Annotated in this window: 9 protein-coding genes; 8 read left to right on the forward strand and 1 reads right to left on the reverse strand. The window is 69.8% G+C overall.

Translation table 11 applies throughout. The annotated features are described in order from the left end of the window. The first annotated feature begins 207 nt into the window (after nucleotides 1-207). The gene (locus FNH13_RS14940) at nucleotides 208-1,143 is read left to right on the forward strand and encodes a hypothetical protein (protein WP_143784153.1); all 936 of its coding nucleotides are present in this window, start codon (nucleotides 208-210) and stop codon (nucleotides 1,141-1,143) included. Continuing rightward, nucleotides 1,143-1,511 (forward strand): GntR family transcriptional regulator, encoded by a 369-nt coding sequence (locus FNH13_RS14945; protein ID WP_143784154.1) that lies wholly within the window; start codon nucleotides 1,143-1,145, stop codon nucleotides 1,509-1,511. The genes FNH13_RS14940 and FNH13_RS14945 overlap by 1 nt, the downstream gene beginning before the upstream one ends. Before the next feature lie 58 nt (nucleotides 1,512-1,569). Here FNH13_RS14945 and FNH13_RS14950 read toward each other — a convergent pair whose 3' ends face one another. Continuing rightward, a complete protein-coding gene (locus tag FNH13_RS14950) occupies nucleotides 1,570-2,433 on the reverse strand; it encodes a hypothetical protein (protein WP_165700137.1) in 864 nt (287 codons plus the stop codon). A 288-nt stretch (nucleotides 2,434-2,721) separates the two neighbouring features. On the opposite strand from FNH13_RS14950, the gene FNH13_RS14955 reads away from it, so the two are divergent. From FNH13_RS14955 to FNH13_RS14980, 6 genes are all read left to right on the forward strand, one after another. Next, complete coding sequence (locus tag FNH13_RS14955) at nucleotides 2,722-4,506, forward strand: gamma-glutamyltransferase family protein (protein WP_143784156.1); 1,785 nt, start codon at nucleotides 2,722-2,724, stop codon at nucleotides 4,504-4,506. Nucleotides 4,507-4,570: 64 nt separating this feature from the next. Beyond that, nucleotides 4,571-5,524 carry an Lsr2 family DNA-binding protein gene (locus FNH13_RS14960; protein WP_143784157.1) on the forward strand — a complete coding sequence of 318 codons (954 nt, stop codon included), beginning with the start codon at nucleotides 4,571-4,573 and terminating at the stop codon, nucleotides 5,522-5,524. 94 nt (nucleotides 5,525-5,618) lie between these two features. Further along, nucleotides 5,619-7,103 (forward strand): wax ester/triacylglycerol synthase domain-containing protein, encoded by a 1,485-nt coding sequence (locus FNH13_RS14965; RefSeq protein WP_143784158.1) that lies wholly within the window; start codon nucleotides 5,619-5,621, stop codon nucleotides 7,101-7,103. After that, on the forward strand, nucleotides 7,096-9,207 hold the full coding sequence (locus FNH13_RS14970) for a dehydrogenase (RefSeq protein ID WP_143784159.1): 2,112 nt from the start codon (nucleotides 7,096-7,098) through the stop codon (nucleotides 9,205-9,207). The genes FNH13_RS14965 and FNH13_RS14970 overlap by 8 nt, the downstream gene beginning before the upstream one ends. Then, a complete protein-coding gene (locus tag FNH13_RS14975) occupies nucleotides 9,204-10,067 on the forward strand; it encodes an SDR family NAD(P)-dependent oxidoreductase (RefSeq protein ID WP_143784160.1) in 864 nt (287 codons plus the stop codon). Before FNH13_RS14970 ends, FNH13_RS14975 begins: the two co-directional genes overlap by 4 nt. A 120-nt stretch (nucleotides 10,068-10,187) precedes the next feature. Further along, nucleotides 10,188-13,577, forward strand: coding sequence for a DEAD/DEAH box helicase (locus tag FNH13_RS14980; RefSeq protein ID WP_143784161.1), 3,390 nt, complete (start codon nucleotides 10,188-10,190; stop codon nucleotides 13,575-13,577). Nucleotides 13,578-13,621 lie beyond the last annotated feature (44 nt).

Here is a 13,621-nt window from a genome sequence, read left to right on the forward strand (position 1 = left end):
GCCGTCCGTTGCGTGTCCGCGCTCTCGCCGTCCAGGACAGCCTACGGAGCACCGCCGACAGAACCGGCATCATCCGGTGGACCGGATGCGTCTTCACGGACTCGACGTGCACATAGTTCAATCCGCACCCTGCGATGATCCATTGTGTTGACACAAAGCCGAGGCTCCGTTACGTTTGTGGCAACACAAAGAGAAGGGCTTGATCTGATGCTCCGCGACGCGACCGTCATACTCCTCATGGGTGCCTTGGCTGTGCTGCTGCCCCTGAGCGCGACCTATCGCGCACACCTGCGCGACCGGCTCGCGGCCACGGCCGCTGCCACCGTGCCCGCCCAGCAGCAGGCAGACCTAGAGATGCGCATCACCCGTCGTGCCAGGTCAGCGGGAGTCGGCATCCTGGTCGCCGGGCTGCTCACGCTCCTGCTCGGCTGGATCTGGGACGGTGCCAACGAGGCCGCGGGCGGGTTCTTCGTCCTGTCGGTCATGTTCGTGGCTGGCGCCGCCGGACTGGCGCTGGCCGACATCCGGTGGCCGGGCGCTCCGGCTGACGGGCCGCGCACGGCCCGCGCCACCTCCCCCAGCCTCAGCGACTACGTCCCGCGCCAGGTCCTGGTCGTCGGACAGATCTTTGCCGCCATCGGCCTGCTCTCCCTGATCGTGACCCTGCTGCTCACCCGGTCCGTGTGGTTCGACGCGGCGACCATCTGGCACAGCCCGGTTCCCCTGCTCACCGCGACCCTCCCGGTGCTCCTCGTGTTCTCCTGGCTCGCTACCCGTCGCGTCCTTGACGCACCGCAGCCGGCTCGCGACGAGGTCGAGCTGTACTGGCAGGACGCAGTCCGGGCCCAGACGCTGAACTCACTCTCCGTGACCACACCCCTGGTGGCCCTCTTTGCCCTGATCGTCTGCGGCGGCATCCTCGACGACGCGGCGTCAGCGGCGGCCATCGCTGCCGGGGAGGTCGGTCCGCAGTGGAGTCTGTGGCTGCTCGTTGCCGGCTATCTCGTGCCGGTCGTGCTCCTGGTGAGCGCCGTGGCGGTCCTGATCGCCCGGCACGGCCGCTGGAACGAGATGGCTCAGTTCCAGGACCGCCTGTGGGGCGGGCAGCCGCCGCGCACCCACGCTGCGGGAGTGCACTCCTGATGCTTCGCATCGACCCCGCGTCCGCAGAGCCGCCGTTCGCCCAGCTCCACGACCAGATCCTCACCCAGGTCGCTGACGGCACACTCACGCCGGGCGACCGCCTGCCCACTGTGCGCCGCCTCGCCGGAGACCTCGGCATCGCTCCCAACACCGTCGCGCGGGCCTATCGCGAGCTCGAGGCCGACGGGGTGCTCGAGGGGCGCGGACGGGCCGGCACCTTCGTGAAGTCCACCGTCACCGCCGGCAAGACTGCCCCCGCCGTCGCCTCCGCACGCGCCGCTGCAATGCGGTATGCCGAGGCGACCCGCTCCCTCGGGCTCGCCCCGGCCGAGGCACTCGCCCTGGTGCGCCAGGCGCTAGGAACCTGATCCCGGCTCAAGGCCGCCAGACAGGCGCTGGGCCCGCAGAGTTGTTGTGGCTCGTGCGTCAGTCTGATAACCCGCGGAGGTCCTCGCCGAAGAAGAAGTTCGCTGGAGCGAAGAACTGTGAGCCGTAGGCGACCGTGAGCGGGTTGTCACTCTCAACCTCAACACCGTCGGGCAGCGTGTCCTCGTCCACCCAAACCTCGTATGGGTCCCTGGTGGGAACCCCGATCCTGACCTGCCCGCGATAGTTGGTGATGGTCTCCGCAGTGAAGCCCTCACCAGAAACAACAATGCGCACTCCGACAACCGGCTCGTTGCTCAAACGAACGTTGGCGGTGATGACGTCGGCATAAGCATCAAGGCCGACCTGTGACGTCGAGGAGTCCAGCGCATCGAGGTTGGCCGTGCTCATCGCAGACTGAAGGGACTGTGCCAGGTCCAGCGAGGCGACGGTGGAAGCGTCAAGGTTTCTGAGGTCAGCCACCCTCCACCTCGTCGCGACGCTCCAGCGCTCATGGAACGTAAGTATTCCCCGGTGGCCAGACCCGGCCTCGCAGTCATCCAGAAAGACACTCTCGGCGGCCAAACAGTCTCCGCCATTCGAGGTCTCAGCAGAGAAGTGCTCTGCAGCAGCCGCATCAGAATCATGCAGCCTGAAGGAAACCTCCGCGTACAGACTTCGTGGGTTGTCATGGTCGTCGAAAGCACAGGTGACGATGCTGCCCTCCTCGGGCGTGCGTCCACTGTCGAGGGTGAGTTGAGTGTCGCTGGGCACTGCGATGGCTTGTCGCAACACGTCGAGGTCGATGAGATCGCACAAGTCGCTCGCTGCCGTCAGAGGCCTCTCGCCTGCGGACGGCTCCTCGGCGTGGACGGCGCTGGCAGCGGGCGCGCCGTCCGAGCGACGCTGCGGCTCGTTGGGCACCGCCTGGGCACAGGACGACAGGAGGATCAGGCACCCCACGCCGATGAGCCAGCTCGTGGCACGTTGGGACATTGCAACCCCTGACCGAGTCATGGAAGAGCACCACCCGTCGTCGATACTGGCGGCGCCAACCTAGTGACGTCACGTCGCGACTACGTCGCGCGACCTCGCGAAGACCCACAAGGGCACTGCCGTGTGACCGACCTCGGTCCGTGATCCGGCACCACTCACGGCGCGCCGTGCTCAACAGACGCCGGTGACCGGTCAGGCTGGGTCCGGGAGGTGTCGATGTCCACGATGCGCCGGAGTGTGGGGACGGCACTCGCTGCTGCCCTGCTGGCCCTGACAGGCTGCACGGGTGGCACGGACGACCCCGCCGAGACCAGCACGAACCCGACGGCCACGAGCGCCGCACCGACCACCGCGTCGGCGTCGCCGACACCCGAGCCGACATCAGGCGAGCAGACCGAGACCACCGCAGCACCACCCGACGCCACCGAGACCACAGCTGCGCCTGAGGTCTCCTTCGGGGACTACGGTGTCGCGGCCGGCCATCCCAGGGCGGTCGAGGCGGGCATGGAGATCCTCAGGGACGGCGGCAACGCGGTGGACGCCGCGATCGCGGTGGCCTTCTCCTCCGCTGTCGTCGAGCCCCTGACCTCCGGCCCAGGTGGTGGCGGCGCAGCCCTGGTCGTGCCGATGCCGGGCAGCACGGCACCCGGCGCACCGGCAGAACCGCTGGCCTATGACTACCGCGAGGTCGTCCAGTCCTCCGGCGAGGTGCCGGACAGCGGGACCGGCGTGCCCGGCTTTGTTGCCGGGATGGCGCTGCTGCACGCCGAGCACGGGCAGCTGCCGTGGCGTGACCTGATCAAGCCGGCGATCGAGCAGGCCGAGGACGGGGTGCCGGTGTCCTGGTGGGTCGCCCAGGAGTTGCGCACCGAGGCCGGTCAGGCCGCGACCGCGGGGCTGCCGCACTTCCAGACTCCCAACGGCGAGCCGCTCCTGGAGGGTGACGTGCTCTTCCAGCCCGAGCTGGGCCAGACCCTGCGCGACATCGCCAAGGATCCACGCACCTTCTACGAGGGCGACCTCGCAGCCACCCTCGCCGAGGTCGACGGCATCGATGCCGAGGCGCTGGCGGACTACGCGGTCGACGTGCGCGAGCCACCGCGCGGACCGGTGGGCGACTACGAGATCCTCGCTGCCGCACCGGCTCTGTCCGGGGTGGGGCTCATTCAGCTCCTGCAGGTTGCCGAGGCGGCCGGGGCGGGCGAGGTGGAGCCGGGCTCGGCGGCATACCTCGACATCCTGGCCGACGCCTGGCTGGTGGCGGATGACTCGATCGAGACGGTGGTCGGTGACCCGAACTTCGTGGACGTCCCCGTCGAGGAACTGACCGACCCCGACCTCAACGCAGCCCTGGCAGAGTCCGAGGCCGTCGGCGTGGCCGGCCCGGCAGCGGACCTGTCACCGGGCGCACCGGCTGGTCGGCCCGCAGCCGGCAACACCACCCACCTCAGCGTGGTGGACCGCGACGGCCTGGCCGTGTCGATGACCAACACGATCACCAACTTCTGGGGCTCCGGGCAGGAGGTGGGCGGGTTCTTCCTCAACGACCACCTGATCCGGTTCGCCAGCACGGGGCGCACCGACGCCAACGACCCCGAGGCCGGCAAGCGCCCGATCAGCTATATGACCCCGGCGGTCCTGCTCGATGACCAGCAGCGCCCGGTGCTGGTCACCGGCTCCCCCGGCGGCATGCGGATCCCCGACATCCAGGCTGCGGTCATCTCCCGCTGGGCCCTGCACGACATAGACCTGCAGGCGGCCGTCGATGCTCCGCGCACCCACCTCGACGACGGGGTGCTGCGCGTTGAGGACCTGCCCTCCGCCACCACCGACGAGCTCACCGAGATGGGGTATGCCGTGGAGCCGGTCCCCCTGTCCTGGAACCTGTTTGGGTCGGTCCAGGCACTGGAGCTCGACCACGGTGCCGGCGTCCTGGTCGGGGCAGTCGACGGCCGGCGGACCGGCGCCTGGGACAGCGCCGCGATCGGGCGCGACCCCTAGAGAGACCGCCCGACGCGCACCGGTGGCTCACGACGCCGGCGCGCGTCCGGCATACGCTGATCCCATGCCGGACGACTTCGTGATCGCCCGCAACCCGGAGGAGGGCACGACGCTGCCCTATCTGCTGCGGATCCCCTGGGGGCCCGACGGCATCGTGCTCAAGGCCAAGGAGACCTGGCCGCGGACCGGCAAGGTCTACTGCCACCGTGCCGTCGGGTGGCCGCGCGACCCGGACGTCCTCGAGCAGGTGCCGGTCAGGTCCTGTGTGCGGCGCGGCGCGAGCATTGACCTGGTGCTGGACCGAGGTCGGGAGAACCGCTCACAGTTCGTGCTGACCCGGATCCGCGGCGGTCGCGAGGCGATCTTCTGGCAGACCGCGCGGACCACCAAGCAGGCCCGGCCGGCCGTGGCGATCCCGACCGCCCGCGGCTCCGGTGTTGCCGGGCTGGAGATCGTCGTGGACAGCCACGAGCGCTATGCCTGGAAGTTCGAGCACCAGCAGGCGACCACCGTGCGGCGAGCGCTGCGGGCCGGGGACTACGGCGTCATGGACGGTGAGCGGGTGCTGGCCTCGGTGGAGCGCAAGTCGCTGCAGGATCTCGTGGCCACGCTGACCAGCGGGAGGATGCGCTATGTGCTGGCCGACCTGGCGGCGCTGCCGTCGGCCGCGGTGGTGGTTGAGGACAGGTACTCCTCGGTCTTCAAGCTCGACCGGGTGCGCCCGGCCGTGGTCGCCGACTCCCTCGGCGAGTGCCACGCCCGCTTTCCCACGGTGCCGATCGTGTTCTGTGAGACGCGGGCGCTGGCGCAGGAGTGGACCTACCGCTTCCTGGCCGCCGCCCTCGTGCACCACGGTGAAGAGACCCACGTAGAGATCGAGGCCACCGAACTGCCCTCGGCCGCAGCCGCGAGCAGCGCGCAGATCCGGGAGTGGGCGCGGACCCAGGGACTCACGGTGTCCACCCGTGGCCGGATCAGTGCCGAGGTGCTGGACGCGTTCGCCCGGCGGAGCCGGTGAGTCTTCCCCGGGATAGGATGAAAGCACGCTGATCAGGCATAACGCCCGTGAGCAGCCACCCTGTCCGCCGTCTGATTCGTCCCGGGAGCGACCAATGCCGCGGCCCATTGCACCCGAAGACCTCACCTGGCTGCTCATGGACCGTCCTAACAACCTGATGCACGTGCATGCGTTCATGGTTTTCGACAAGGTGCCGGACCTGTCGGCCCTGACCGAGGTCATCATGGAGCGTGCGGTCCGCAAGTTCCGCCGTCTCTCGCAGGTGCCGGTCATCCTCGATGGCGAGTGGCACTGGGAGGACGACCAGGACTTCGACATCACCCGTCACGTGCGGCAGGTCGTCCTCGACGACATCGGTGAGGAGTCCTTCCGGACCTACCTCTCGGGTCTGTTCTCCGTCCCGTTCGACCGCCGGCGCCCGCTCTGGGAGGCCCAGCTCGTGACCGGCCCTCCGGGCGGGTCGGAGGGCTATGTGCTGGCCCGCTTCCACCACGGCCTGGCCGACGGCATCCGACTGGTCCAGCTGCTCATCAGCCTGTGCGACCCGGCGGAGGGTTCCACGCCCAGCGCCGTCGGCCGCAAGGCCGACCGCGAGCACCAGCACCCGCTGGAGCAGGTCCTGCACGTCGTCGGCAGCTCCGTGGGCGACTCCGTGGACTTCGCCGCAGGGGTCACCCAGTCCGTTGCGCGGGCCGCCATGACACTGGTCACGACCACCAACCCGCTGCGACTGGTCGGCCACATCAGTGACGCCCTCGCGCTGGTCCGTCACCCGGTCCGACTCATCGACGCGGTCACCGAGCCGACCTCCCCCGACAACGAGATCTCCAACTCGTGGCGGGAGATCGGCCGGATGCTGCTCTCCGACGGCAGTCGGGCCGGCGTCTGGTCCGGCAGGCCGGGCGTCCAGAAGTCGGTCGCGTGGGTGGAGTCCCTGCCACTCGAGGGGATCCGCCGGGCCAGCAAGGCCTACGGCTGCACCCTCAACGACGTTCTGCTGGGCGCGGTCTCCCTGGCCCTCACCGACTACCTCGCCGAGCGGCACGTCACCGACGTCACGAGCCTGTCGTGGCTGATGCCGGTCTCGATGCAGCCCCTCGACAGCGACCTGCCTCCCACGCTGGGCAACAAGTTTGTCGTGGTGATGATGCCGATGCCACTGGGCATCACCGATCACGCGGAGCTGCTTGCCGACATCCACCTCAAGACCACCCGGGTGAAGAACTCGGCCGAGCCGCTCGCCGCCCTCGGGGTCCAGCGGGTCATCGCCGAGTCGCCGCTGAGGGTGGCTCGAGGGCTGACCGACTTCTTCGCGGGCAAGGCCATCGGTCAGCTGAGCAACGTCCCCGGCCCGCGGGTGCCGATGACCCTTGCCGGGGCTCCGGTCCGCTCGATCCTCGGCTGGGTGCCGACCTCCGGTGACCAGCCTGTCGGGATCTGCCTGTTCAGCTATGCCGACAAGATCAGCGTCGGGGTCGCCACCGACGCCCGCATGATCCCCGATCCCCTCCACCTGGCCCAGCTCGTCGAGGGTCACCTCGAGCAGCTCGCCCTCTCGCACAAGGAAGCCGATGTCTGACCCCGCCGCCAAGGTCATCGTCAACGTCTCGTTCCAGGGAGAGGAGTGGGACTACGACGAGCACGTCGAGCTCGACGGCGTCCCGTTCCGCCTGATCCGCGTCGGCACCAGCGGAGACGCGAAGAAGGCCGAGGCGCAGGTCTGGAGCTGGTCGCTGACCGCTGACGCCATTGCCGTCAGCGGTGTCCGGGAGGCCAAGGCGGCCGGCCACTTCACCGGCGGCATCGAGGACTTCAGGAAGGTCAAGGGCACCACCACACGGGTGCCCGTGCAGGACGACTCGCTGCTGGGCGACGTCTTCCAGGAGTGGGCGATCCGGCAGGTCCAGACCGAGATGCCGGGCTACTTCTCCAACGCCAGGGTGGTCGTGGTCGGGACGACGACCAGGGAGCGCACGATCGCCGTGCTGCGCGAGTTCACCGACAACATCGTCTTCGAGCGACCGCGCGCGGAGCTCAAGCTGCCCGGGAGCTTCAAGACAAACCCAGTCGCCGCGACGGCCTCGGGGCTGACCGAGCTGGCGTGGAACTGGACACCGGGGCTGCTCAAGGAGGCCGTGGGCAAACCCGCCGGCTGGGGGGCCGACCGGCTCGCCCACCACGCGGCCACGAATGCCGATGTCATCGTCGGCTCTTTCTCGGAGCTGATGCGCTTCGGCCTGCCGGAGCTGAAGGGCAAGGCCGTCATCACCAGCGCGGTGTCCGAGGACCGGCTGGAGACCCTCGCCCGGCTCGGTGCGGACCTCGTGGTCGATGTGACGCCCCAGCCCTTCGACTTCGTCGTGGTCCCCGCAACCTACGAGGCGATGGTGGCGGCCACGCTGCCCGCCGGGGCGGAGGTCACCACCGACGCGCTGGCACAGTTCATCGAGAGAGCTGGCCTCCGGCCGCGGCTGCTCTGGCCGAACGGGCAGCGGCGCAAGAGCCGGTTCTCCTTCGTGATCCACCCGCTGTCGACGGAGTACTTCAAGAACGTCGAGCCGCTCGGTGCCGTCATGAAGGTGCCCGGCATGAGCCAGCTGGTCGAGAAGGCCGTCGCCTACGCCCCACCGTTCATCTACAGCCACGTCACCGGCATCGTCTCGGACACCGGCGACGAGGCCGAGGGCTGGCTCATCACGGTCGGCGGCACCCCGAGGGAGATGCTCGCGCACCCGCCGGAGTTCACCTACTCCCGCCTGCTCGAGGCGGCCGAGATGTCGCGGAAGCTGGGCGCGCAGATCATGGGACTGGGTGCCTTCACCAAGGTCGTCGGCGACGCCGGCGTGACGGTGGCCAAGCGGGCGGCGCTGCCGGTCACGACCGGCAACTCCTACTCCGCCTCCGGTGCACTGTGGGCGGCCCACGCCGCGATCCGCAGGCTCGGGATCGCCGAGGTGGACGAGGACGGCTCCATCCACGGCAAGGCGATGGTGGTCGGCGCGTCGGGTGCCATCGGCTCGGTGTGCGCAAGGCTGCTCGCCCTGGCCGCGGACGAGCTGTGGCTGGTCTCCCCCGAGACGGCCAAGCTGCTCGCCCTCAAGGCGGACATCGAGCGGGAGAACCCACGTGCGAGGGTGCGCGTCGCGACCAGCCCGGCGGCCGCGCTGCCCGAGATGGATGTGATCGTGACCGCGACGTCGGCGGCCGGGCACAAGGTGCTCGACATCATGCAGGTGAAGCCCGGCGCGGTCATCACCGACGTCGCCCGTCCCCTCGACCTGTCCGCGGAGGACGTGGCCCGGCGGCCCGACGTCCTGGTCATCGAGTCCGGCGAGGTCGAGCTCCCCGGCAGTCCCCGGATGAGGGACATCGGCCTGCCCGAGGGCGTCGCCTACGCCTGCCTTGCCGAGACCATCGTCCTGGCGCTGGAGGGTCGCTATGAGAACTTCACGGTCGGTCGGCACATCGAGTGGGAGAAGGTCAAGGAGATCTACCGGCTGGGCCTCAAGCACGGCATGCAGCTGGCGGCCATCTCCGGGGTGAACGGCCCCTACACGGACGAGGACTTTGCGCGGGTGCGGGAGGCGGCGCTCGCTGCCCGGACCGACGCACCAGCCACCCGCGGCAACCCGGCACCCACCGACCAGTCCGCACCAGCAGCCACGATCGAGGAGCAGTCATGAGGTCCGTCCGCGGCAAGAAGGTCCTGATCACCGGCGGGGCGATGGGGTTGGGCCGGCTGTTCGCCGAGCGGGCGATCGCCGAGGAGGCCGCCACGGTCGTGCTCTGGGACGTCCAGGAGGATGTGCTCAACGAGACCCTCGCGGACCTCCAGGGCGGACCGGTCGAGGTCGTCGGCTACGTCGTGGACCTGGCCGACCGTGAGGGGATCGCGGTGACCGCCGCCGCTGTCCTTGAGGAGCACGGTCCGGTCGAGATCCTGGTCAACAACGCCGGCATCGTGCGCGGCAACTCCTACTTCTGGGAGAGCGACCCCGAGCGGGACACCCGCGCCACCATCGACGTCAACACCCTCGCGCCGATGTATGTCGCGCACGCCTTCCTCCCCTCGATGCTCGGTGCCCCCGGGGAGACCAGGATGCTCAACCTCGCCTCGGCGGCCGGCTTCACGCCCAACCCCCGGATGTCGGTGTATGCCGCGTCCAAGTGGGCCGTGATCGGCTGGTCCGACTCCGTCCGTCTGGAGCTCAAGCAGGCCGGCGCCGACCACGTCAGGGTGACGACCGTCTGCCCCTACTACGTCAACACCGGCATGTTCGACGGCGCGAAGTCCGCACCCCTGCTGCCCATCCTGGACCCTGCCGAGGTCGTCGAGGAGGCCTGGAAGGGAATGCTGTCGGGCAGCCCCTTCGTGGTGCTGCCGAAGACCGTGATGCTCAGCGAGATGCTCAAGGGCGTCCTGCCGACCGGAGTGCGTGACTTCATCGCCGACCACGTCATCGGCGTCTACCGCACGATGGAGGACTTCACGGGTCGCGACGACCGCCAGACCGCTGGGCCTCCTCAGGGCCGGACCAGCTGAGACCGGCCCGCGCGCGGCCGGTTGGCCTCCCCCACCGGGTTCCCCGTCGTCCACAGGCCCTCCTCGCAGTGTCAGCACCGCGACCTACTCTTGCAGTGACCGAGGCCAGGAGAGGTGCGGATGAGCCAGAACCCGCGTGACCGCACACCCTTCGTCGCGCCCGCCTGGGTGCTGGAGCTCAGCGGTGAGGACCTGGCGGAGATCTTCGGGGCGACGACCCTGAGCCGTGGGCGCGCTTACCAGCGCCAGGGCCGGGTCCACGCGTTGCGCGTGGTGGACAACGAGCTGACCGCCCTCGTCCAGGGCACACATCCCTACCGCGCGGCGGTGGCCTGGGACCCGTTCGAGGCGGACCCCGCCATCCCCGATGACATCGCGACCGAGTGCACCTGCCCCGTGGGCGAGGCCTGCAAGCACGCAGCGGCCACCATCCTCGAGGCACAGACCGTGGCGAGCGGACCACCAGGACCACCGGCAGCCCATGGGACGGGCACGGTCGTGCCCCTGCCCACCCGTGCGGCCCCGGCACCCAGCTGGGAGGACCTCCTCGCGCCGGTCGTCGCCGAAGTCCAGCCGTCGTCGGCCACCCAGACGACGACCGCCCCGCTGGCGCTGCACCTCGAGGCGAGCCGCACCACCACCCGGTTCGGCAGTGACGAGCTGCGCCTGGCGATGCGCCCAATGATCCGGGGAGCCTCCGGCGCCTGGATCAAGACCGGCCTGTCCTGGCCCGACCTGCAGTATGCCGACCACGGCCGCCGGAACGACCCGCGGCAACGGAGCGCACTCGTCGCGCTGATGCGGGCACACCAGGCACGTGCTCCGCAGTGGCAGCGGCTCGCCGAGACCATCGGGGCCGACGCTCTCGGGCCCGCCCTGTGGCCGCTGCTCCGGGATGTCGAGCGGTCCGGCGTCGCGCTGGTCACGGGCTATCAGGGCAAGGAGCGTGTGCACCTGCGGTCCGAGCCGGTGGAGTTCGTCCTCGACGTGACCCGCGGCGCCGGCGGGCAGCTCCTGGTCCGCCCGGTCGTGGACCTGCCCGGGGCCGCCGGGCTGGAGCTGCTCGGCAATCCGGCCCACGGGCTGGTGGCCAAGGAGCGCGCCGAGCTGCACCTGGCTGCCCTGGCCCGTCCGCTCACCCCTGCCATCACCACGTTGCTCAACGCCCGTGAGCTGGCGATTCCCGAGGCGGATGCCGAGCGATTCCTCACCCACTACTACCCCGCCCTGCGTCAGCAGGCGACGCTGCGCTCCTCCGACGGCAGCGTCGAGCTCCCGGAGATCGGGCCGCCACGGCTGGGACTGGAGGTGCGCTTCCTGGACAACCACGTCACCAAGCTGTCCTGGTCCTTCAGGTATGCCGTGGGGCAGCAGGTCCACACCGTTCCCCTGCTTCGTGGCACCGAGAACGTAAGCCGTGTCGTGCGCGACGTCGGGGGCGAGGAGGAGCTGCTCGCCAGTCTCGATGTGCTCGACGAGGCGCCTGGGCTGCGTGTCCCGCTGCCGGGCAAGAGCCGGCTCGGGGTGGTGATCGACCCGGTGCTGTGGGGCTGGGCCACGGTGCAGTTCGTCCGCGACGTGCTGCCCGAGCTGCAGGAACGGGACGACATCGACGTCACGCTCATCGGCGAGCCGCTCGTCTACACCGAGGCGGACGAGGCGCCGCTGGTGGAGTTCTCGACCAGGGATCTCGACGAGGACGACCTGCTGGCGGGGGCGGACGGCATACGAGAGGTCAGTCCGGACACGCAGGACTGGTTCGACCTGGGCATCAAGGTCTCCGTGGGCGGACAGCCGGTGCCGCTGTCCGCCCTGCTGACGGCGCTGACCCGGGGCGAGGAGCAGCTCCTGCTGCCGGACGGGACGTGGTTCTGCCTCGACATGCCCGAGCTGCACACGTTGCGCCGGCTCGTGGAGGAGGCCCGCGCGCTGCAGGACGAGGACCGGGGCGAGAGCCTGCGGATCAACCGCTTCCAGGCCGGGCTGTGGGAGGAGCTGGTCAGCCTCGGGGTGGTCGCCGAGCAGAGCGAGCGGTGGCAGCGCACGGTCGGTGACCTGCTGGCGCTGGAGGAGCTGCCGCACCCCGAGCCGCCGGCCGGGCTGACCGCGTCACTGCGCGACTATCAGCGTGACGGCTACCAGTGGCTGTCGTTCCTGTGGGAGCACGAGCTCGGCGGGATCCTGGCCGACGACATGGGTCTGGGCAAGACGGTCCAGGTGCTTGCCGCGGCCCAGCGAGCCCACGAGCAGGGGCTGCTCAGTGCTGAGCGACCGATGCTCGTCGTCGCGCCGACGAGTGTGGTCGGGGCGTGGGTGCGGGAGGCCGAGCGGTTCACGCCTGGGCTGCGGGTCGTGGCGCTGACCGAGACGGTGCGGCGCTGCGAACGGCCACTGGCCGACACGATCGCCGGGGCGCACATCGTGGTCACCTCCTACGCCCTCATGCGCATCGACGAGCAGCACCTGACCCCGCTGACGTGGAGCGCGGTGGTGCTGGACGAGGCGCAGGCGGTGAAGAACCACCGGTCGCGCACCTACCAGGCGGCTCGCAGCCTGCGGGCACCGGTGAAGTTCGCGGTGACCGGCACCCCGCTGGAGAACTCCCTGATGGACCTGTGGTCGCTGCTGTCGATCTCGGCGCCGGGACTGTTCTCCTCACCGCAGCGCTTCGGCGAGATCTATCGCAAGCCGATCGAGTCCGGCAGCTCCCCTGAGCTGCTGGGCACCCTCCGGCGCCGGGTCCGGCCACTGATGCTGCGCCGCACCAAGGAGGCGGTGGCCACCGACCTGCCTCCCAAGATCGAGCAGGTGCTGCCGGTCACGCTGAACAACGCCCACCGGCGCATCTACGACACCCACCTGCAGCGCGAGCGGCAACGCATCCTCGGGCTGCTGGGCGACGTGGACCGCAACCGCATCGCGATCCTCAGCGCCCTGACCAAGCTGCGTCAGCTGAGCCTCGACGTGCACCTGGTGGTGCCAGATGCCCCGGAGTCGGCGCGGCCCAGCAAGGTCGACGTCCTCATCGAGCAACTGGTGGAGGTCGCTGCCGAAGGGCACCGGTGCCTGGTGTTCAGCCAGTTCACCCGGTTCCTCAAGATCGTCCGCGAGCGCCTGGTCGCCGAGGGGATCGGCCACGTCTACCTGGACGGCCGAACCCGGGACCGTCCGCGCCGGGTGGCGGAGTTCACCGACGGTGACGACCCGGTGTTCCTGATCAGCCTCAAAGCCGGCGGCTCGGGGCTGACGCTGGTCGAGGCCGACTACGTCTTCGTCCTCGACCCGTGGTGGAACCCGGCCGTCGAGGCCCAGGCCGTGGACCGTACCCACCGCATCGGCCAGGACCGCACGGTCATGGTCTACCGCCTCGTGGCACAGGACACGATCGAGGAGAAGGTCGTCGCACTCCAGGAGAAGAAGCGCGACCTGTTCGCCAAGGTCGTCGACGAGGGCGGGCTGATGAGCGCACCCCTGTCGGCGGACGACATCCGCGGGCTGCTTGAGGGGTGACAGTTGGCGGCTGGATGGTTGACGAGTGACTGTCCTGGCACGGG

This window comes from Ornithinimicrobium ciconiae (genome assembly GCF_007197575.1).
Taxonomy (GTDB): domain Bacteria; phylum Actinomycetota; class Actinomycetes; order Actinomycetales; family Dermatophilaceae; genus Ornithinicoccus; species Ornithinicoccus ciconiae.